The organism is Streptomyces sp. NPDC051041, assembly GCF_044456065.1.
Lineage (GTDB): Bacteria > Actinomycetota > Actinomycetes > Streptomycetales > Streptomycetaceae > Streptomyces > Streptomyces glaucus.
The window spans coordinates 260,010-280,417 of record NZ_JBITFM010000007.1 but is presented as its reverse complement, the minus strand read 5'-3'; the positions used below and the strand labels follow the sequence as shown (position 1 = coordinate 280,417).

General features: G+C 75.3%; 18 protein-coding genes. 12 read left to right on the top strand and 6 right to left on the bottom strand.

Annotated features, from left to right (window positions below; translation table 11 throughout):
- The first annotated feature begins 154 nt into the window (after window positions 1–154).
- The 7 genes from ACIBAI_RS15315 to ACIBAI_RS15285 all read left to right on the top strand — a co-directional run bounded on the left by ACIBAI_RS15315 (window position 155) and on the right by ACIBAI_RS15285 (window position 7,798).
- Complete coding sequence (locus ACIBAI_RS15315; protein WP_399034352.1) at window positions 155–1,678, top strand: FAD-dependent oxidoreductase; 1,524 nt, start codon at window positions 155–157, stop codon at window positions 1,676–1,678.
- A 107-nt stretch (window positions 1,679–1,785) separates the two neighbouring features.
- The gene (locus tag ACIBAI_RS15310) at window positions 1,786–2,643 is read left to right on the top strand and encodes a polysaccharide deacetylase family protein (RefSeq protein ID WP_399034349.1); all 858 of its coding nucleotides are present in this window, start codon (window positions 1,786–1,788) and stop codon (window positions 2,641–2,643) included.
- Window positions 2,644–2,679: 36 nt separating this feature from the next.
- Window positions 2,680–2,859 (top strand): hypothetical protein, encoded by a 180-nt coding sequence (locus ACIBAI_RS15305; protein ID WP_399034347.1) that lies wholly within the window; start codon window positions 2,680–2,682, stop codon window positions 2,857–2,859.
- Between the two features lie 28 nt (window positions 2,860–2,887).
- Window positions 2,888–3,583 carry a peptidyl-tRNA hydrolase gene (locus ACIBAI_RS15300; protein WP_399034345.1) on the top strand — a complete coding sequence of 232 codons (696 nt, stop codon included), beginning with the start codon at window positions 2,888–2,890 and terminating at the stop codon, window positions 3,581–3,583.
- 264 nt (window positions 3,584–3,847) lie between these two features.
- A complete protein-coding gene (locus ACIBAI_RS15295) occupies window positions 3,848–5,200 on the top strand; it encodes a DUF692 domain-containing protein (RefSeq protein WP_399034343.1) in 1,353 nt (450 codons plus the stop codon).
- 116 nt (window positions 5,201–5,316) lie between these two features.
- Window positions 5,317–6,096, top strand: coding sequence for a TIGR04222 domain-containing membrane protein (locus tag ACIBAI_RS15290; RefSeq protein ID WP_399034342.1), 780 nt, complete (start codon window positions 5,317–5,319; stop codon window positions 6,094–6,096).
- Between the two features lie 115 nt (window positions 6,097–6,211).
- On the top strand, window positions 6,212–7,798 hold the full coding sequence (locus tag ACIBAI_RS15285; RefSeq protein WP_399034340.1) for an alpha/beta hydrolase: 1,587 nt from the start codon (window positions 6,212–6,214) through the stop codon (window positions 7,796–7,798).
- A 28-nt stretch (window positions 7,799–7,826) separates the two neighbouring features.
- Here ACIBAI_RS15285 and hemQ read toward each other — a convergent pair whose 3' ends face one another.
- Both hemQ and hemG read right to left on the bottom strand, forming a co-directional pair.
- Window positions 7,827–8,558, bottom strand: a complete 732-nt coding sequence (hemQ, locus tag ACIBAI_RS15280; protein ID WP_399034338.1) for a hydrogen peroxide-dependent heme synthase — start codon at window positions 8,556–8,558, stop codon at window positions 7,827–7,829.
- 5 nt (window positions 8,559–8,563) lie between these two features.
- Window positions 8,564–10,018, bottom strand: a complete 1,455-nt coding sequence (gene hemG / locus ACIBAI_RS15275; protein ID WP_399034336.1) for a protoporphyrinogen oxidase — start codon at window positions 10,016–10,018, stop codon at window positions 8,564–8,566.
- A 210-nt stretch (window positions 10,019–10,228) separates the two neighbouring features.
- Here hemG and ACIBAI_RS15270 point away from each other — a divergent pair, with 210 nt between their 5' ends.
- Complete coding sequence (locus ACIBAI_RS15270) at window positions 10,229–11,626, top strand: FAD-dependent oxidoreductase (protein WP_399034334.1); 1,398 nt, start codon at window positions 10,229–10,231, stop codon at window positions 11,624–11,626.
- Between the two features lie 117 nt (window positions 11,627–11,743).
- On the top strand, window positions 11,744–12,562 hold the full coding sequence (locus ACIBAI_RS15265; RefSeq protein WP_399034332.1) for a rhomboid family intramembrane serine protease: 819 nt from the start codon (window positions 11,744–11,746) through the stop codon (window positions 12,560–12,562).
- An 87-nt stretch (window positions 12,563–12,649) separates the two neighbouring features.
- Here ACIBAI_RS15265 and hemE read toward each other — a convergent pair whose 3' ends face one another.
- Window positions 12,650–13,729, bottom strand: a complete 1,080-nt coding sequence (gene hemE, locus ACIBAI_RS15260) for a uroporphyrinogen decarboxylase (protein ID WP_399034330.1) — start codon at window positions 13,727–13,729, stop codon at window positions 12,650–12,652.
- 124 nt (window positions 13,730–13,853) lie between these two features.
- Between hemE and ACIBAI_RS15255 the strand changes: the two genes are divergently transcribed.
- The 3 genes from ACIBAI_RS15255 to ACIBAI_RS15245 all read left to right on the top strand — a co-directional run bounded on the left by ACIBAI_RS15255 (window position 13,854) and on the right by ACIBAI_RS15245 (window position 17,100).
- A complete protein-coding gene (locus tag ACIBAI_RS15255) occupies window positions 13,854–14,531 on the top strand; it encodes a DUF3000 domain-containing protein (RefSeq protein WP_344600292.1) in 678 nt (225 codons plus the stop codon).
- A 414-nt stretch (window positions 14,532–14,945) separates the two neighbouring features.
- Complete coding sequence (locus ACIBAI_RS15250; protein WP_003972894.1) at window positions 14,946–15,608, top strand: response regulator transcription factor; 663 nt, start codon at window positions 14,946–14,948, stop codon at window positions 15,606–15,608.
- A 214-nt stretch (window positions 15,609–15,822) separates the two neighbouring features.
- Window positions 15,823–17,100 (top strand): HRDC domain-containing protein, encoded by a 1,278-nt coding sequence (locus ACIBAI_RS15245; RefSeq protein WP_399034326.1) that lies wholly within the window; start codon window positions 15,823–15,825, stop codon window positions 17,098–17,100.
- Window positions 17,101–17,178: 78 nt separating this feature from the next.
- Here the strand turns inward: ACIBAI_RS15245 and ACIBAI_RS15240 are convergent, their stop codons facing one another.
- From ACIBAI_RS15240 to ACIBAI_RS15230, 3 genes are read right to left on the bottom strand one after another with little or no spacing between them, the layout of a single operon-like run.
- Entirely contained in the window at window positions 17,179–18,009 is an 831-nt protein-coding gene (locus ACIBAI_RS15240; protein ID WP_399034323.1) for a carbohydrate ABC transporter permease, read from the bottom strand.
- Window positions 18,006–18,956: a carbohydrate ABC transporter permease gene (locus ACIBAI_RS15235; protein ID WP_399034322.1), complete on the bottom strand. Its 951-nt coding sequence runs from the start codon at window positions 18,954–18,956 to the stop codon at window positions 18,006–18,008. The genes ACIBAI_RS15240 and ACIBAI_RS15235 overlap by 4 nt, the downstream gene beginning before the upstream one ends.
- Window positions 18,956–20,272 carry an ABC transporter substrate-binding protein gene (locus ACIBAI_RS15230; protein ID WP_399034319.1) on the bottom strand — a complete coding sequence of 439 codons (1,317 nt, stop codon included), beginning with the start codon at window positions 20,270–20,272 and terminating at the stop codon, window positions 18,956–18,958. The genes ACIBAI_RS15235 and ACIBAI_RS15230 overlap by 1 nt, the downstream gene beginning before the upstream one ends.
- Window positions 20,273–20,408: the final 136 nt, after the last annotated feature.

The window sequence follows — 20,408 nt, the reverse complement described above, 5'->3', positions numbered from 1 at the left end:
GCCCTCCCGCCTCCGCCCGCGGGGCGGGCCGCGCGGCGTCGGACGCGCGCTCCCGGCGCGCGTGCACGGCGGCGCGCGGCAGGCGGGCGGGAGGGCGACGGCGGGGCCCGGCCGCGCCCGGTGAGGTCCGGGCGCCACGGGGTACCCGGGCCGTATGGCAGACACCCCGCGCGTCAACGGCTCGTACTGGCTCCAGACCGCCCCCGGCGGCACGTACCCCGCGCTGGAGGACGACCTCGACGTCGACGTGGCCGTGATCGGCGGCGGCATCGCCGGACTGAGCACGGCGTGGGAGCTGGCGCGGGCCGGGCGGAGCGTGGCCGTGCTGGAGGCCGGGCGGATCGCGGCCGGCGTCACCGGCCACACCACCGCCAAGTTCACCGCCCTGCACGGCCTGGTCTACGACAAGCTGCGGCGCACCCGCGGCCCCGAGGGCGCCCGCCTGTACGCCCGTTCGCAGTCCGAGGCGGTCGAGCGCGCCGCCGGGATCGTGGCGGAACTCGGCATCGACTGCGACTGGGAGCGCCGCAGCGCCTACACCTACGCGTGCGACGCGGGCCGGGTGGACGAGCTGCGCGCCGAGGCGGCCGCCGCCCGGGAGGCGGGCCTGCCGGCCTCGTTCGTGACGGAGACGGGACTGCCGTTCCCCGTGGCGGGCGCGGTCGAGGTCACCGGGCAGGCGCAGTTCCATCCGCGCAAGTACCTGCTGGCCCTCACCGACGACCTGGTCCGCCGCGGCGGGCGGGTCTTCGAGCACACCACCGTGCACGGCCTGGACGAGGGCGAGCCGTGCCGGGTGTCGACCGGCACGGGGGCGACGGTGACCGCCCGGGACGTCGTGGTCGCCACGCACTACCCGGTCTTCGACCGGGCCCTGCTGTTCACCCGGCTCTCCCCGCGCCGCGAGCTGGTGGTCGCCGGGACCGTCGAGGCGGACCGCGACCCGGGCGGCATGTACATCACCCCGGACGAGGGCACCCGCTCGGTCCGCACCGCGCCCCACGGCACCGACGGCACCCGGCGGCTGCTGGTGATCACCGGGGAGCACTTCACGCCCGGCACCGGCGACACCCGCGCCCGCTTCGAGAAGCTGTCCGCCTGGGCCGGCGAGCACTTCCCCGGCGTCGAGCTCACCCACGCCTGGGCCACGCAGGACAACGACCCCACCGACACCGTGCCCCTGGTCGGCCCGCTGCACCCGGGCGCCCGGCACACCTACGTGGCCACCGGCTTCGGCGGCTGGGGCATGAGCGGCGGCGTGATGGCGGGCCGGCTGCTCACCGCGCTGATCACCGGCGAGCCGTGCGCGTGGAGCGAGCTGTACGACCCGCGCCGGCTGCGCACGACGGTGCGCGAGGCGCCGCAGTTCCTCATGACGCAGGCCAAGGTCGCCGGTCACTTCGTCGGCGACCGGCTCAGGCCCGCGCCGCCGGTGGACGCCCTGTCGCCCGGCGAGGGCGCCGTCGTCCGGGTCGACGGCCGGCGCGTGGCGGTCTACCGGGACGACGACGGCGCCCTGCACGCCGTCTCCGCGCGCTGCACCCACCTCGGCTGCCTGGTCGACTTCAACGCCGCCGAACGCGCCTGGGAGTGCCCCTGCCACGGCTCCCGCTTCGACACGGACGGCAAGGTGATCCAGGGGCCGGCGACGCGGCCGCTGGAGCGGCGGGACATCTGACGGCGGGCGGCGGGCGCGGGGGCGGCGCACCGCCGGACGGGTGACCGCGCGGCCGGCGCCCCGGCGCGCCGGCCGTCCCGTCCGGCACACCACCGTACGTTCGTACGGTGATCACACGTGCACGACGTGTCGCCGCCGCCTGTCTGCTGAGCGCCGCTCTCGCCGCCTGCGGCACCGTCCAGGCGCCCCGCGCGCCCCGCCCGGCCTCCGCCGCGCCGGCCTCCGCCGCGCCGTCCGCCGTCCCGACGCGGGTTCCCACCCTCGCCCCCGGCCCCGCGGGCCTCACCCCCGTCTTCCGGCACGGTCCGCGCACCGGGGGAAAGGCCGTCGCCCTCACCTTCGACGCCGACATGACCGCCGGGCAGGGAGCGCGGGCCGCGGCGGGCGAGCGGTTCGACAACCCGGGCCTGATCGCGGCGCTGCGGGAGCTGAGGGTGCCGGCCACGGTGTTCATGACGGGCCGGTGGGCCGAGGAGTACCCGGGCCAGGCCCGGTCCATCGGGCGGGACCCGCTCTTCGAGGTCGCCAACCACTCCTACAGCCACCACGCCTTCACCGGCGACTGCTACGGCCTGCCCACCATGCCCCGCAGCCGGATGCGGGCCGACGTCGAGCGGGCCTACGCGGCGTTCCGGAAGGCGGGCGTGCCCGATCCCAAGCCGTACTTCCGCTTCCCCGGCGGCTGCTACGACCGGCGGGCCCTGCGGGAGCTGACCGCCACCGGCGTCACCGCCGTGCAGTGGGACGTGGTGAGCGGGGACGCGTTCGCGACGGACGCGGACGCGGTGGCCCGGCAGGTGCTGGACGGGGTGCGGCCGGGCTCCGTGGTCGTCCTGCACTGCACCCGCAGCGCCGCCCCGGCGACCGAGCGGGCCGTGCGGACCGTCGTGCCGGAACTGCGCCGGCAGGGCTTCCGGTTCGTCAGGGTGTCCGAGCTGGTCGGCACCACCGCCGGCCGGAGCTGACCGCGCCGCGGCCGGCGGTGGTCCTAGGCTGGAGGCATGAGCGAGGACTACTGCCTCATCACCGAGGTCGAACCACCGCCCAGGGCCGACGGGCCGCCGTACGCGGAGTGCGTGCTGTGCCGGGAGCCGACGGAGTATCCGGAGTCGTACCGGGGGATCACCCTCTGCCCGGTCTGCGAGTGGCAGGAGGCCCAGCGCACGGCCTGCTCGGGGTGAGACCGGGCCGGTCCCGTACCCTGCATCCGTGAGCGACAGCCCTTTCCGGACCGAACCCGACCCCCGCGACCGGGCCCCCCAGTTCGTCCTCCCGCTGGTCGTACGGATCGAGCGGGCGGCCCCGCCGGCCCGTACCGACGCGCTGGAGACCGCGGCCCGCGCCGTGCTGGTGCTGCTCGCCGACGAGCGGTCGGCGGGCGACGGCGTCTGGGCCGGGGCCGTGCGGGACTGGCAGGACGCCCGGATCCGCAAGGTGGTGCGGCGGGCGCGCGGCGCCGAGTGGCGGCGCGCCGAGGCGCTGCCCGGGATCACGGTCACCGGCAAGACGGCCGAGGTGCGGGTCTTCCCCCCGGTCCCGCTGGACGGCTGGCCCAGGGACCTGGCCCGGCTGCAGGTCTCCGGCACCGACCTCGACGACCCCGAGCCGCCGCCGGCGGCGGACCCGTCCGCGCCCGTGCTGTGGCTGAACCCCGAGCTGGAGATGTCGGCCGGCAAGGCGATGGCGCAGGCGGGCCACGGGGCCCAGCTCGCCTGGTGGGAGCTGTCCGGCGAGGAGCGCGCCGCCTGGCGCGACGCGGGCTTCCCCCTCGCCGTGCGCACCGCGGATCCCGCGCGCTGGCCCGGCCTGACCGCCGCCGGGCTGCCGCTGGTGCGGGACGCGGGCTTCACGGAGATCGCGCCGGGCTCCTGCACGGTCGTCGCGGACCATCCCGCGCTGCGGTAGGCGCGTTCGCGCCGTCCGGGTCCGTGCCCCCTTCCGGGCGCCCCGCGGCGCCCCACGGCCGCCGCGCGCACCCTCCCGCGGCGGGCCGGGCCCCGTCCCGCCGGGCCGGACCGGCGGCGGGCTTCCCGGAACCTCAAATGTTGCTCTGAACGTGTCCGTGAGGGGGTTCGGCCGCGCACCGCGGGGCCATATCCCCGTCACGTCCCGCGGGGACGCCCCGGGGGGTCCGGGTGAGCGAGCGGCCGGGTGGAGGAGGGGGCGACGATGGAGCGACTGGGCACGGGCATCGGGTGGCGGCCGGAGATCGCGGACGCCGTGGAGCGCATGCCGGGCATCGACTGGGTCGAGGTCGTGGCCGAGAACGTCTGCCCCGGCCATCTGCCCGAGTCGCTGCTGCGGCTGCGCGAGCGCGGCGTGACCGTCGTGCCGCACGGCGTCGCGCTCGGCCTCGGCGGCGCGGACCGGCCCGACGCGGGGCGGCTGAGGGCGCTGGCCGAGCGGGCCGAGGCGCTGGGCTCCCCCCTGGTCACCGAGCACATCGCGTTCGTGCGGGCGGGCGGCCCGCTGACCGCCTCCCCGCGGCTGGAGGCCGGACACCTGCTGCCGGTGCCGCGCACCCGGGACGCCCTCGACGTGCTGTGCGAGAACGTGCGCATCGCGCAGGACGCGCTGCCCGTGCCGCTCGCCGTGGAGAACATCGCCGCGCTGTTCTCCTGGCCCGGCGAGGAGATGACGGAGGGCCAGTTCCTGTACGAGCTGGCCGACCGGACCGGGGTGCGGCTCCTCATCGACGTAACGAACCTGCACACCAACCACGTCAACCGCGGCGAGGACCCGGCCGAGGCGCTCGCCGAACTGCCGCTGGAGGCCATCGCCTACGTCCATGTCGCGGGCGGCTTCGAACGCGACGGCGTCTGGCACGACAGCCACGCCCACCCCGTGCCCGAGCCGGTCCTGGGCATCCTCACCGACCTCGCGTCCCGCGCCGACCTGCCGGGCGTGCTCCTGGAACGGGACGAGAACTTCCCCGAACCGGCCGAGCTGGAGGGGGAGATGAGGGCGATCGGGGAGGCCGTGGCGAAGGGCCGCGCGTCGGCCGGGGAACCCGCCGGGCCGGCCGGAACTCCCCGGCGCGTCCGGGAGCGCGCCCCCGCCTCCCCCGGGACGCCCGCCCCCGCGGGCGAGGAGTCCGCCCCGGACGGCTCCGTCCGTGAGCGGCTCGGGCTCGCCCAGGCCGCGCTGCTGTCCGCGCTGGTCGCCGGGACGCCGGCGCCGGAAGGGTTCGACCGGGTGCGGCTGCGGGTGCAGGCGCGGGCACTCGCCGGGAAGCGGGCGGACGTCGTGGCCAAGGTCGCGCCCGAACTGCCGGAGATCCTCGGCGGGGAGTACCGGCCGGCCTTCCTCGCCTACGCCCACGGCCGCCCGATGACCGGCGGCTACCGCCGGGACGCGCTGGACTTCGCCGGGCACCTGCTGCGCGGCGGCCGGCCGCGGGACCCCCGGGCCCGGCACGAGCTGCGCCGGTGGTGGCGGGAGCGGTCGGGTCCGGTGCCGTGGTCCGCGCGGCCGGCGGTCCGCCTGGCCCGCGCCACCCGGCGGGTGCTGCTGCGCCGCTGACCGCCGCGCCCGCCCCGACCGGGCGCGGGGCGCGGGACGTCGCAGGCCGGGGGCGCCGCGGCCCGGAGGGCGAAATCCCCTGGCGTCCGGGCCCGGCCCTGGCGTACAAACACGGCATGTCATGGCTCCTTCTGCTGCTGCCGGCCTGGGCCGTGGCCGGCACGGCGTGCGCGCGGCTGTGCCTGGCCGCCGCCCGGGCGGCGGCCGTGGACACCGGCGGCGCGGCCGCGGCCCGGGAACGTGAACTGACGCTGTACGAGGCCGCGTTCCTGTCCGGCGGGCCCCGGCGGGTCGCCGACCTCACCCTGGTCTCCATGGCGCGCCGGCGCCGGCTGCTGCTGGCGCGCACCGGGTGGGCGACCGTCGTCGATCCGCACGGACGCGACGAGATGGAACGGTCCGTCATCGGGGCCATCGGACCCGGGGGGCAGTCCCGGATCGCGCCGGTGCGGGCCGCCACGGCGGCGGCGGACGCGGTGCGCGGCCTCGCCGACCGGCTCGTCGAAGCGGGCCTGGCCGTGCCGGACGGCGCCGGGAACGGCGTCGCGGACGGGGTGCGGCGGGTGCGGCTCGCCGCGGCGGCCGTGTCCGCGCTGGGCGCGGCCGCCCTCGCGCTGCCGGTGCCGCCGGACGTGCCGCGGCACCTGGTCGCCCTGTGGTTCGCGCTGCCGCTCGCCCTGACGCTGGGCTGCCTCGTCCTGGCGCGGATCGAGGCCCACCCGTACTCGCGCTGGGCCTCCCCGGCCGGGCAGCGGCTGCTGCACGCGCTGGCCCGGCGCACCGGCGGCGCCGAGGACGACCGTGCGTACCTCGCCGCCGTCGCCGTACGCGGCATCCGCGCGGTCGGCGAGCCGGAACTGCGCGCGGCCCTCGCGCACCGCGAACGGCACGGCTGAGGGCGCCGGGGCGCACCGGGCGTTCGGCGCCGACACCGGCGGACGGTGCTTGCCTTCCCCCGGCACCGGGCGAAACATCCCTTCTGCCGCTGTCTGCACCCCGAAGGGATACGCGATGAGAGCCGCCGTCCTCTGCTCGGCCGCCGGGTCCTTGCTGCTGAGCACCCTCGCTGCCGCCCCCGCCGACGGCGCCCCCGCGGTCCCCGGCGCGGCCGAGCGGCGCGGCACCGCGGTGGCCGCCGCGCGGGCCGCGGCCGCCGGCATCGACTTCGGCCCCTGCCCCGCGGAGCAGGACCTGCCGGACGGCGTGCGGTGCGGCACGGTGACCGTCCCGCTCGACTACGCGCGTCCCGACGGCCGGCAGATCGGGCTCACCGTCAGCCGGGTGCGGGCCACGCGGAAGGACCCGCGCGACAGCGGGCGGAAGGTGCCCCGGCAGGGCGCCCTGGTCCTCAACCCGGGCGGGCCCGGCGCCTCCGGCATGGCGTTCCCGCTGATCGGCGTGATGCCCGAGTGGAAGCGGATCGCGGCGGCGTACGACCTCGTCGGCTACGCACCGCGCGGGGTCGGCCGCTCGGCGCCCCTGTCGTGCCAGGACCCGGAGCGGTTCGCCGAGGCGCCCGCGCGGGCGCCGGCGCATCCCTCGGAGGCGGACAAGAAGGAACGCATCGCGCGGGCCAGGGCCCTGGCCCGCGGCTGCGCCGAGCGGGCGGGCTCCGCGCTGCGGCACTACCACTCCCTGAACAACGCCCGCGACCTGGACGTGCTGCGGGCGGCGCTCGGCGAGGAGCGGCTGACGTTCCTGGGCTCCTCCTACGGCACGTACTTCGCGGCGCTGTACGCGACGCTGTTCCCCTCGCACGTGCGGCGGATGGTGTTCGACTCGGTGGTCGATCCCGCCCCCGGGGAGATCTGGTACCGCAACAACCTCGACCAGTCGCTGGCGTTCGAGACCCGCTGGGCGGACTTCCGGGCGTGGGCGGCCCGGCACCACGCCGTGTACGGGCTGGGCGGCACGCCCGAGGAGGTGCGGCGCGGCTACGAGCGGGCGAGCGCGCGCCTCGCGGTGGAGCCCGCCGGGGGCACGGTGGGGCCGGAGCAGTTGCGGAAGGCGTTCCTGCAGACCGGGTACCACGACGACTTCTGGCCGCACCGCGCGCACGCCCTGGCGGCGTACCTGAGGGGGGATCCCGGGCCGCTGGTCGAGCAGGCGGGGCCGCATCCCGAGGCGGCGGCGGAGGCGGAGAACACGCGCGCGGTGTACCTGGCCGTCGAGTGCAACGACGCGCCCTGGCCGACGGAGTGGGAGGTGTGGAACCGGGACAACACGCGGCTCGCGCGGGTGGCGCCGTTCGGGACGTGGGACAACGTGTGGACGAACCTGCCGTGCGCCTACTGGCCGGCGCCCCGGCAGCGACCGCTCGACGTGCGGACCGCGCCGGGACGGCTGCCGCCGACGCTGCTCCTGGCCGCCGAGCGGGACGCCGCCACCCCCTACGACGGCGCCCTCGAACTCCACCGCCGGCTGCCGGGCTCGGTCCTGGTGACCGAGCGGGGCGCCGGCTCGCACGGCCTGGCGGGCGGCCCGAACCGCTGCGTCAACGCCCATGTGGAGGCGTACCTGCTGGAGGGCCGCCTCCCGGCGCGGAACGCGTCCTGCGCCCCGCGCCCGGAACCGCGGCCCGTCCCGGCGGCGCGCTGATCAGGCCGCCCGCCCGTGCCGCGCCGGGTCAGGCCAGCCCCGCCACCAGCTCGGCGACGTCCTTGCGGCGCCCGGTGAAGAACGGCACCTCCTCCCGGACGTGCAGGCGGGCCTCCGAACCGCGCAGGTGACGCATGAGGTCGACGATGCGGTGCAGCTCGTCGGCCTCGAAGGCGAGGATCCACTCGTAGTCGCCCAGCGAGAACGAGGCGACCGTGTTGGCGCGCACGTCCGGGTAGCCGCGGGCCATCTTGCCGTGGTCGGCGAGCATCCGGCGGCGGTCCTCCTCCGGCAGCAGGTACCAGTCGTAGGACCGCACGAAGGGGTAGACGCTGACGTAGTTGCGCGGCGTCTCGTCGGCGAGGAACGCCGGGATGTGCGAGCGGTTGAACTCGGCCGGGCGGTGCAGCGCCATGTTGGACCACACCGGCGTCAGGGCGCGGCCCAGCCGGGTGCGGCGGAAGAGGTTGTACGCCTCCTGGAGCTGGTCGCTGGTCTCGGCGTGCCACCAGATCATCAGGTCGGCGTCGGCGCGCAGACCGGAGACGTCGTAGGTGCCGCGGACGGTCACGTCCTTCGCGGCGAGCTGGTCGAACAGCTCCTGGACCTCGTCGGCGTACCCGGTGCGGTCCGCGGGCAGCGCGTCCTTCAGCCGGAAGACGGACCAGAGGGTGTAGCGGATGACCTCGTTGAGGTCCTTGGCCAGCTTGCCCTTGTTCGGGATCCGGTCGGGCGCGGTGGTGGGGGCGTCGTCACTCATGTCCCTCATTCTCCCGCTCCGCCGTGCAGGCTCTGCACCGGGTCGGCGGTGAGCCGCCGCATACCGCGCAGGTCGCCGTGGATCTGGTCCACGGCCGCGTACGCGCTCGCGATGCACGCCGGGATGCCGACGCCGTCGTACGGCGCGCCGCACACGGCGAGGCCCGGCAGCCCGGCGACGTGCTCGCGGATGCGGGCCACGCGCGCGTGGTGGCCGACGGGGTACTGGGGCAGGCCGCCGTCCCAGCGGGTGACGCGGGCGGCGACCGGGACGGCGTCCAGGCCGGTCGCCTCCCGCAGGTCGCGCCGGGAGGCCTCGACCAGGTCCGCGTCGTCGCGCTGGAGGATCTCCGTCTCGCCGTACCGCCCGACGGAGGTGCGCAGGACGACGAGGCCGGGGTCCTCGGCGGCGATCCAGCCCCACTTGTTCGAGGCGAAGGTGGACGCCTTGACGGTGCGCCCGTCGACCGGCGGCACGAGGAAGCCGCTGCCCTCGGGCAGGGCGGCGTCGGCGCGGCGGTAGGCGAGGGTGACCAGGGCCATGGAGGCGTACTCGACGGCGGCCAGCTCGGCGGCGGCCGCCGGGGCCTCGGCGCGCAGCAGGCCGGCTGCGGCGGGCGCGGGGACGGCGACGACCACGGCGTCCGCGCGCAGGACGCGGTCACCGGCGACGACCCGCCACCCGGTGGGCGCCTCGCGGCGCAGCCGTGTCACCGGCGTCCCGGTCAGGATCTCGCCGCCGCGCGCCCGCACCGACTCCGCGACCGCGAGCGGCAGGGTGCCGACCCCGCCCTCGACGCCCATGAACACCGGCCCGGTCCCCTGGCCGCCGGCCGCCCCGGCCTGGACGGCGCGCACCGCCTCCAGCAGGGAGGTGTGCGTCCGCGCGGCCCGGAACAGCTGCGGGACGGCCAGGCGCATGGAGATGCGGTACGCGTCGCCCGCGTACACCCCGCCCAGCAGCGGCTCCACCAGGCGGTCGACGACCTCGCGGCCCAGGCGCGCCGCCACGTACTCCCCCACCGCCACGTCGTCGCCGATCTCGGTGCGGGGCAGGTCGGCGTCGCGCCCGATGCGCTCCAGCCCCTCCTCGGACAGGACGCCGGCGAGGGCGGAGGCGGTGCCGGGGACGCCCATGACGTGGCCCCTGGGCATGGGGCGCAGGGCGCCGCGGGTCCACAGGGAGGCCGTCGCGGTGGCCGGCGGCTGGAGGCGGTCGGCGAGGCCCACCTCGTGGGCGAGGCCGACGGCCTCGGGGCGGCGCGCCAGCATCGACTCGGCGCCGAGGTCGACGCGGACACCGGCGATCTCGCCGGGCAGCAGCTTGCCGCCGACGCGCTCGGCCGCCTCCAGGACGGTCACCCGCGATCCGTGCCCCAGCAGCCGGTGGGCGGCCGCCAGCCCGGCGATGCCGGCCCCGATGACGACGACGTGGTCCGTGCCCGTACGTGATCCGCTCATGGCTCCACCTTCTCAGACGCCGCCGACGGCGGCCGTCGCGACCGGGCGCCCGGACCGGGTCCCCGCCGTGCCCGCGCCGCAACCGTCCCGGCCGAACGTCCGCGACCCGCCGGCGTCGCGGGGGGGCCGGTCCCCACGGCCCCGGGGATGCCCGTACGCGCGTACGGCCTTGCGCACGCCCCGTCCCGGCCCGCCCCGTAACGTGTGCGCATGGACCTGAGCCGTGCACGGGGTGCCGCGGAGCGACTGGTGGTGATCGGCGGCGACGCCGCGGGGATGTCCGCGGCGTCGCAGGCCCGCCGTATGAAGGGGCCCGGCGAGCTGGAGATCGTGGCGTTCGAGCGGGGCCACTTCACCTCCTACTCGGCGTGCGGCATCCCGTACTGGGTGGGCGGCGCCGTCCCCGACCGCGACCGGCTGATCGCCCGCACGCCCGAGGAGCACCGGGCGCGCGGCATCGGCCTGCGGATGCGCACCGAGGTCACGGAGATCGACCTCGACCGGGGGCGGGTGCGCGCCCGGGACGTGGACTCCGGCGCCGAGTCCTGGACGTCGTACGACCACCTCGTCGTCGCGACCGGCGCCCGCCCGGTCCGGCCCGGCATCCCCGGCGTCGACGCGCCCGGCGTGCACGGGGTGCAGACCCTGGACGACGGCCAGGAACTGCTCGACAGCCTGGCCCGCGCGCGGGGCCGCCGGGCGGTGGTGGTCGGCGCGGGCTACATCGGCGTGGAGATGGCGGAGGCGCTCATCGACCGCGGCTACGAGGTGACGGTCGTCGACCGCGCCGGCGAGCCGATGTCCACGCTCGACCCGGACATGGGCCGCCTGGTGCACGAGGCCATGACGGGCCTGGGCATCACGATGGTCGGCGACGCCGAGGTCACCGGGGTGCTCACCGGCGACGACGGCCGGGTGCGGGCGGTGGCCACCCGGGACGCCGAGTTCCCGGCGGACGTGGTCGTGCTCGGCCTCGGCGTACGCCCGGAGACGGCGCTCGCCGAGGCGGCCGGTCTGCCCCTCGGCGCCCACGGCGGCCTGCTGACCGACCGGGCCATGCGGGTGCGCGGCCAGGAGAACGTCTGGGCCGGCGGCGACTGCGTCGAGGTCCTCGACCTGGTCTCCGGCCAGGAGCGGCACATCGCCCTGGGCACCCACGCCAACAAGCACGGCCAGGTCATCGGCACCAACGTGGGCGGCGGCTACGCCACCTTCCCCGGCGTGGTCGGTACGGCCGTCAGCAAGGTGTGCGACCTGGAGATCGCCCGCACCGGCCTGCGCGAGAAGGACGCCCGCCGGGCGGGTCTGCGGTACGTCACGGTCACCGTCGAGTCCACCAGCCGCGCGGGCTACTACCCCGGCGCCTCCCCCATGACGGTCAAGATGCTCGCCGAACGCCGCACGGGCCGTCTGCTGGGCGTGCAGATCGTGGGCCGGGAGGGCGCGGGCAAGCGGGTGGACGTCGCGGCGGTGGCCCTCACGGCAGGGATGACGGTCGACGCGATGACCTCCCTGGACCTGGGCTACGCCCCGCCCTTCTCGCCGGTGTGGGACCCGGTGCTGGTGGCGGCCCGCAAGGCGGCGCAGGAGGTGCGGCGGGCGGGGTGAGGGCCGCACCGGCCCACCGAGCGGCCGCTCGGCCCGCCGTGCGGCCGGGGAGCCGTACGCGGACCCGGACGGCCGTGTCCGCCGATTCGCCCCCTGCGCAGCGGGCACTAGTCCCCCGTGGTCATCCCCGTGCATGACGTGAACCCCGTGCGCCGCACCCCCTGGGTGACGTACGCGCTGCTCGCCGCGAACATCCTGGTCTTCCTGTTCACACCGGGCCTCGCCGGCTCCGTGACGGGCGAGGGCGGCCTGGCCCAGCTGTGTCACCTCCAGGCGTTCCTAGACCAGTACGCGGCGGTGCCGCGGGAGCTGATCCACCACCGGATGCCGCAGGTGGTGCCCACGGGCGAGATCGGCATGGGCCCGCAGGGACCGGGCTGCGTGGTCGGACCGCCGGGCTACGACAAGTCGCCGGAGCTGAGCGTGCTCACGGCGATGTTCCTGCACGGCGGCTGGCTGCACCTGCTGGGCAACATGCTCTTCCTGTGGATCTTCGGCAACAACGTCGAGGACCGCATGGGGCACGTGCGGTTCCTGCTGTTCTACCTCGTCTGCGGCTACGCGGCCGCGTACGTCTTCGCCCTCGCGAACTCCGGCTCGGGCGAGCCCCTGATCGGCGCCTCCGGGGCGATCGCCGGGGTGCTGGGCGCCTACCTGGTGCTGTATCCGAGGGCCCGGGTCTGGGTCCTCGTCCCCTTCCTGATCTTCCTGCCGCTGCGGCTGCCGGCCTGGATCGTGCTGGGCCTGTGGTTCGTGCTGCAGGCGGTGTACTCCTCCGGCGGGGGCGTCTCCCAGGCCGGCACCGTGGCCTACCTGGCGCACGTCGCCGGTTTCGTGGCGGGCATGCTGATCGCCTGGCCGCTGCGCCCCGGCACCCCGCCGCCCCCGGAGCCGCGCGGCGCGCTGTTCGGCAGGCGGGCGCGGCCGGGCTGGTGAGGAGCGGGGGCCGGCCCGCACGGGGCAGGCTCACGTGCCCCGGGCCGGCCCCCGGAACTCGGGGCCGCCGGCCCGGGCGCGGGCGGCTCAGCGGGCGGTCTGCGTGTGGACGTACTCCACGAGGCGGGTGAGCACGTCCGGGTCGGTGGACGGCATCACGCCGTGGCCGAGGTTGAAGACGTGGCCCTCCAGGCCCGCCGCGGCGTCCAGGACCTCGCGGGTCCTGGCCTCCACCGCCTCCCGCGGGGCGAAGAGGACCGCCGGGTCGAGGTTGCCCTGCAGCGCCTTGCCGGGGCCGACCCGGCGGGCGGCGTCGTCGAGCGGGACGCGCCAGTCCACGCCGACGACGTCGGCGCCCGCCTCGCCCATGAGGCCGAGGAGTTCACCGGTGCCGACGCCGAAGTGGATGCGCGGCACGCCGTAGGACGCGACCGCCTGGAAGACCTTCGCCGAGGCGGGCAGCACCGAGCGGCGGTAGTCGGCCGGGGAGAGCGCCCCGGCCCAGGAGTCGAAGAGCTGGACGGCGCTCGCGCCCGCCTCGATCTGCACCTTCAGGAAGGCGGCCGTGATGTCGGCGAGACGGTCCAGCAGGTCGGCCCACAGCTGCGGGTCGCCGTACATCATCGCCTTGGCGTTCTCGTACGTGCGGGACGGGCCGCCCTCGACGAGGTAGCTCGCGAGGGTGAACGGGGCGCCCGCGAAGCCGATGAGCGGGGTGGCGCCGAGCTCGCGGGTGAGCAGGCCGATCGCCTCGGTGACGTAGGGCACGTCCTCGGGGGCCAGGTCGCGCAGCTGCGCGAGGTCGGCGCGGGTGCGGACCGGGCGCTCGACGACCGGGCCGACGCCGGGCCTGATGTCGAGGTCGACGCCGATGGCCTTGAGCGGGACCACGATGTCGCTGAAGTAGATCGCCGCGTCCACGCCGTGCCGGCGCACCGGCTGCAGGGTGATCTCGGTGATCAGCTCGGGCCGCATGCAGGACTCCAGCATGGGGACGCCCTCGCGCACCTTGCGGTACTCCGGCAGGGATCGCCCCGCCTGCCGCATGAACCACACGGGCGTGTGCGGCACCGGTTCGCGCCGGCACGCCTTCAGGAAGGCGGAATCCTTGACCGCGTCGGAGGTCGCTGTCGGCTGCTGGCTCGCGGGGCTGTCGTTGGCACTCACGACGGCAAGTCTCGCACGGCCGCGGAACCGCTCCGCCCGCGCCCGGCCCCGGTGGCGACGCGGGCGCCCGGCAAGAGGGTGTCTTGCCCTGCGCCGGGCGCCCGTTCCCCTTAATCTTCCCCGCATGGCTGCGGCTCAGGGACGACTGTCGGACGACGCTGGCGGAATGGACGAACCGAAGAACACCGAGGAGGACGTCCGGGACGGGGGCAGGACGGTTCCGCCGCCCTTCCGGGCCGCCGTCGACGCGCTGAGGACGGCGCGGCTGCGGCCCCAGGTCGAGGTGGAGCCGATCCCGGCGCCGCAGCGGCTCGCGCCGTACGCGTACGCGGTGGAGGCGACGGTCGTCGACGGCGAGCAGGACCTGGCCGACGGCCGCCTGGTGCTGCTGCACGACCCGGCCGGGCACGAGGCCTGGCGGGGCGCGTTCCGGCTGGTGACGCTGGTGCGCGCGGAGCTGGAGCCGGAGATGGCCGCGGACCCGCTGCTGCCGGAGGTGTGCTGGTCCTGGCTGACCGGCGCGCTGCAGGCGCGCGGGCTGGGGTACGGCGAGCCGAGCGGCACCGTGACGCGTGCGAGCTCGCACTACTTCGGCGGGCTGTCCGCGCGCCCGGCCGCCTCGCAGATCGAGATCCGCGCGTCCTGGACGCCCCGGGAGGGCCTGGGCGGGGTGCCGGACACCGCCGCGCACCTGGCGTCCTGGTGCGATCTGCTCGCCCAGGTCGCGGGTCTGCCGCCGGCCGGGCCGGGGGACGCGTCGGTGGTCACGCTGCCGCAGCGGCGCGGTCCGCAGTCGCGCTGACCGGCCGCGCCCGCACCGGCCGGCCGCAGCCACGCCCACCGGCGGGACCGTCGGCCGGCCGAGGGCCCGCAGCCGGCCGCGGGACCGCCGACCGGGCCGTCACCGGCCCCGGCGCGGGGCGGTTCCGGGCCGATCATCCGCTTGTTCCCGACCGATCACGCCCCCGTCCCTCACTTGGTCGAGTCACTTTGTCGATACGGACATTTTCGAGCGCAGAGCAGCGCAGAGCGAAGCCGCGCGGGCTTCGAATGATCGATCGACTGTCCGAATTGCACGGATTGTTACTCACTGGATCGTGATCATCCCCTAAAGGCGGACGGGTTCGGTGCCGAAGACGACTGTGACCTTGAAAGCACGGTTCGTCCCGGCTTCATCCCCCATGAGCCGACCCCGTCCCGCACCCCAGGAGGCCTGGTGTCCGTTCTCCTAGAGCAGCCCGCAAGCCTGGTCGCCTATCGCCCGAACAAGCCGACCGCCATGGTGGTCGTGGCCGATCCACGCGTCCGTTCCACCGTCACCCGCCACCTGTGGGCGCTCGGCGTGCGCGATGTCATCGAAGCCTCGTCCGTCGCGGAGGCTCGTCCCCGCATCGGCAACCCCCGCGACATCTGCGTCGCCGACGTCCATCTGCCCGACGGCTCCGGCCTCACCCTGCTGTCGGAGACCAGAGCCGCGGGCTGGCCCAACGGGCTCGCCCTGTCCGCCGCCGACGACATCGGCGCCGTACGCAACGCCCTCGCCGGCGGCGTCAAGGGCTACGTCGTCACCGGCACCCGCACCAACGTCGGGCTCCCCACCCGGCCTGGTGCCGCCCCCATCGGCGCCGCCGCCGCGCGCCTGCACCGCCGCCCCCCGGGTGCCCCGAGCCACCCGGGCGGCTACCGCGAGCTGTCCGGCCGCGAGGTCGAGGTGCTGCGCCTGGTCGCGGAGGGCCAGTCGAACAAGGCGATCGGCGTCTCGATGGGCCTGTCCGCGCTGACCGTCAAGAGCCATCTCGCCCGCATCGCCCGCAAGCTGGGCACCGGCGACCGCGCCGGCATGGTCGCGGTGGCCCTGCGGACCGGCATCATCCACTGACACCCGCCCCGCCCACCCCGCTCCCGCCCCGTCCGCCCCGCTCCCGCCCATCCGCGTTCGCCGCGGTGAACCCGGTCGGCCCCCCGATCCCCGGCCGCGCCCCGCCCCGGCCGGGAGCCGTCCCGCCCGGCCCTGACCGGTTCGCGACCCCACGGCGCCCGTCGACGGAACGTTCCGTCGGCGGGCGCCGTCCTCGCACGGATACTCTTGACATGTGACCGACGCCCATGAGACCGCAGCAGACAGTTACCTGCGAACCACCGGAGGCGCCCCTCCGGACGACGGCGGACCTTCTGCTACGGGGGCGCCGACCCCTCTGCTGGCGCCCCGCGAGGGCGTTCCGCCCGTGATCGCGGACGAGGCCGCCCTCGCCGAGGTGACCGCCGCCTTCGCCGCCGGTTCCGGACCCGTCGCCGTCGACGCCGAACGCGCCTCCGGCTACCGCTACGGCCAGCGCGCCTACCTGGTCCAGCTGCGCCGCGAGGGCGCCGGGACCGCGCTGATCGACCCCGTGGCCTGCCCCGACCTGTCCGGCCTCGGCGCGGCCCTGGCCGACGCCGAGTGGGTGCTGCACGCCGCCACCCAGGACCTGCCGTGCCTGCGCGAGATAGGCATGGTGCCCAGCCGCCTGTTCGACACCGAGCTGGCCGGGCGGCTCGCCGGGTTCCCGCGGGTCGGCCTCGGCGCGATGGTCGAGGGCGTCCTGGGCTACGTGCTGGAGAAGGGGCACTCGGCCGTCGACTGGTCGACCCGCCCGCTGCCCGAGCCGTGGCTGCGTTACGCCGCCCTCGACGTCGAACTCCTCGTCGACCTGCGCGACGCGCTGGAGAAGGAGCTGGAGCGGCAGGGCAAGCTGGAGTGGGCCCGCCAGGAGTTCGACGCGATCGCGTCGGCCCCGCCCCCGGAGCCCCGCAAGGACCCGTGGCGGCGTACGTCCGGGATGCACAAGGTGCGGCGGCGCCGGCAGCTGGCCGTCGTGCGGGAGCTGTGGCAGACCCGGGACCGGATCGCCCGGCGGCGGGACGTCTCGCCGGGCAAGGTGCTCGGCGACGCCGCCATCGTGGAGGCGGCGCTCGGGATGCCGCCCAACGCGCACGCGCTGGCCTCGCTGAACGGGTTCGGGCGCATGGGGCGGCGGCAGCTGGAGCAGTGGCAGGCGGCGATCGACCACGCCCGGGCGCTGCCCGAGGCGCAGCTGCCGCAGCAGGGGCAGCCGGTGACCGGGCCGCCGCCGCCGCGGGCCTGGGCCGACAAGGATCCGGCCGCCGCGGAGCGGCTGAGCGCCGCGCGGGCCGCCGTGTCCGCGCTGGCCGAACGGCTCAACACGCCGCAGGAGAACCTGGTGGCGCCGGACGCGGTGCGCAGGGTGTGCTGGGAGCCGCCGGCGGTGGTCGACGCCGCGTCCGTGGGGGCGGCGCTGGCCGGACACGGGGCCCGGCCCTGGCAGGTGGAGCTGGTGGCGCCGGTGCTGGCCGAGGCCCTGTCCGCCTGAGGCCCGGCCGCCGCCTTCCCGCCGGCCGGGCGCCGCGGCGCCGGCGCCCGCCGGGCCGCGCGTCCGCGTCGCGGCCCCTCATCTGGTCGCCCCCCGCATGAAGCCGTTGTAGATGAACCGCTGCAGGAACAGGAAGACGATCAGCGTGGGGAGGATGACCAGGACCGTCCCGGCCGAGATCGTCTCCCAGTGCGCGCCGAAGGGGCCCTTGAAACGGAACAGGGAGGTCGAGATCACGCCGAGCTCCTCCGACGGCATGTAGAGGAACGGGATGTAGAAGTCGTTGTAGACGTTGATCCCCTTCACGATCACGACCGTCGCGATCGCCGGCTTGAGGAGCGGGAAGATGACCTTCCGGTAGATCGTGAACGCGTTGGCGCCGTCCAGGCGGGCCGCCTCGTCCAGGGAGACCGGGATGGAGCGGACGAACTGCAGGAAGATGTAGATCGACACGATGTCCGTGCCCATGTAGAGCGCGATCGGCGCCCACAGCGTGTCGAACAGGCCGAGGCTGTTGACGATCTGGAAGGTCGCCACCTGGGTCGTCACACCGGGCACCAGCGCGGCGACCAGGAACAGGGTCACCACCAGTTTCTTGAAGCGGAAGGTGAAGCGGTCGATGGCGTAGGCCGTCATCGAGCCGATCAGGATCGTCCCGCCGATGGCGACGACGAGGATGACCGCCGTGTTGGCGAAGGCGGTCAGCATCCGGCCGTCCTCGAAGGCCGTCACGTAGTTGCCGAGGTGGAACGGGTCGTCGGGCAGCGCCAGGGCACCGCTGTCGTCCGCCATCTCCCTCGAGGTCTTCAGCGAGGTCAGGAAGACCACGACCAGCGGCAGCAGCACCATCAGCGTCGCGAGGACCAGCGACAGGTACACCAGGGCGCGGGCCACGGCACGGCGTGTCATACGAGGTCCACCTTGTCGTCGGGGACGAGGCGCCGCTGCACCCAGGTCACCGCCAGGATGATCAGCAGCAGCACGACCGCGGCCGCCGAGGCGAGCCCCGTCTTGTTGAACTGGAACGCCAGCTTCACGGTCTGGATCACGAAGGTCTCGGTGCCGGTGGCGCCGCCGGTCATGACGTACGGGATCTCGAAGACCGACAGCGAGCCGGAGACGGACAGGATCACGGTCAGGCTCAGGATGGGCCGGATGCCGGGCGCGATGATGTGGCGGAACTGCTGCCAGCGGTTCGCCCCGTCCAGCTCGGCCGCCTCGTACAGCTCCCCCGGGATGGACTGGATGGCGCCGAGGAACAGCACGAAGTTCAGGCCCAGGTAGCGCCAGACGGAGACGCCGGCCAGGGAGAGGTTCGCCGAGGCGGGCGTGGACAGCCAGGCGTGGTCGGCGTCGTGGCCGAACAGGCGCAGGATCGAGTCGAGGGTGCCGCCGCCCTGGAAGAAGTACAGGAAGACGAAGCCGATCGCGACCCCGTTGATCAGGTACGGGAAGAAGAGCACGCCCTTGAAGAAGTTCCGGAAGCGGACGCTGAAGCTCAGGACGGTCGCGAAGTAGAGCGCGGCGGCGATCTGCACCACGGACGCGGCGAGGTAGTAGCCGCTGACGAGGAACACCTCGAACAGCTCGGGGCGGGTGAGGAGCTCGGCGTAGTTCTCCGTGCCCGTGTAGTGCAGCCCGGGGCTGACGCCGTCCCAGTCGGTGAAGCTGTACGCGACCATGTTGACGATCGGCGCGTAGGTGAAGGCGATCAGCAGGGCGAGCGGGGCGGTCAGGAACAGCCAGGGCGTCACGCGCCGCCACCGCGGCGCGCCGCGCGGGACGGGCGCCGGTCCGGATCCGGCGGGCGCGGCCGTCGGCACCGGCCGCGCCGCCTTCTGCGTCGCGCCGACCATCAGGACCCCAGGTTCCGCTGCGCCTCGGTCCACCGCTCGCCGAGGCCGGCCAGGAAGTCCTCCAGGTCGCCCTCGCGGGCGCCGCGGGCGAGGTCGACGAGGTCCTGGCGGTAGTCGGGCTTGTAGATGCCGACCTCGGACCGGTTGTCGATGGACTTCACCTCGGCGCCCTTGGTGTCGTCGAGGTCGATCAGCCTCACCCCCGCGTCCCGGTACGGCTTCAGCACGTCGGGCAGCGGGGCGTCCTTGAGCGGGGACAGCGCCAGGTTGGCGGCCGCGTACCCGGACTTGTCGGTGAACCAGTCGATCCAGGCGCGCGCGGCCGCCTTGTGCTCGGAGTGGACGTTGACCGCCTGCTGGTAGTCGGGGGACGTCACCGCGCAGAACGTGCCGTCCCGCTGCGCCGGGAAGGGCATGAAGCCGATGTCGTCCGGGTCGGCGCCGGCCTGCTCGGCCGCGTCCCGCAGCTGCACGATCGCCCAGGAGCCCAGCCACATGGTGGCGATCTCGCCCTTGGCCAGCTTCGGCTTGGACGCCTCCCAGTTGGTGGTCGTCGGGTCCTTCTCCGCGAGCCCCTGGCGCACGATGTCGTACAGCAGCGTGTCGGCGACCCTGAGGTCGGCGCCCTCGGCCCACGGGTCGCCCTCGGCGAGCTTCGTGGTGGCCTGCGGGTCGCAGCCGACCGAGCCGTTGACGTTGGTCCACTGGGTCAGCGGCCACATGTCCTTGAAGTTGGTGTAGTACGGCACCGCGTCCGTCCGCGCCTCGACGGCCCTCAGGGCGTCGAGGAACGCGGCCGGGGTCGTGGGCCAGTCGGTGACGCCGGCCTCCCGCCACACCCGCTTGTTGTAGGCGAAGCCCGGGACCACGCCGAGGGAGCTCTGGCCGTAGACCTTGCCGTCCACGGTGGAGTAGTCGGTGAAGCGGTACTTCTCGCTCAGCTCGGCCCGGCTGCCCAGCGAGGCGAAGAACTTCGGGTAGTCCTTCTTCTCGATCACCGCCGGGATCATCAGGACGTCGCCGTAGTCCTCCGTGTTCATCCGGATCTTGACCTCGCCCTCGTAGTCGGTGAGGGCGTCGAACTCGACCTTCACCCCGGGATGGGTCCGGTTGAACTCCGCGGCGTACTTCTTCATGGTCCCGTCCTGCACCAGGTCGGTCCGGTGGGTGAGGACCGTGATGGTCCCGCGGACCTCGGACGGATCGTCCGGGGCCGTCGCGTCCGCGCCCTCGGCGGAGCCTCCGGTGCCCGTGCAGGCGGAGGCCAGGAGGGCGAGGGCGGCGATCGATCCGGCGAGGACTGTGCGGCGCTTCATGGGCACCAGCTCCGTTCCGAAACGGGCGAGCACGACTGGTTGGCTGGTTCGGCACTCTGGCAGGCGCTTACTGAACCGGTAAAGTCTCTATTCCGCCAACGATGCCAAAATGTTTCCCAGCACTGGGGTAGACCGG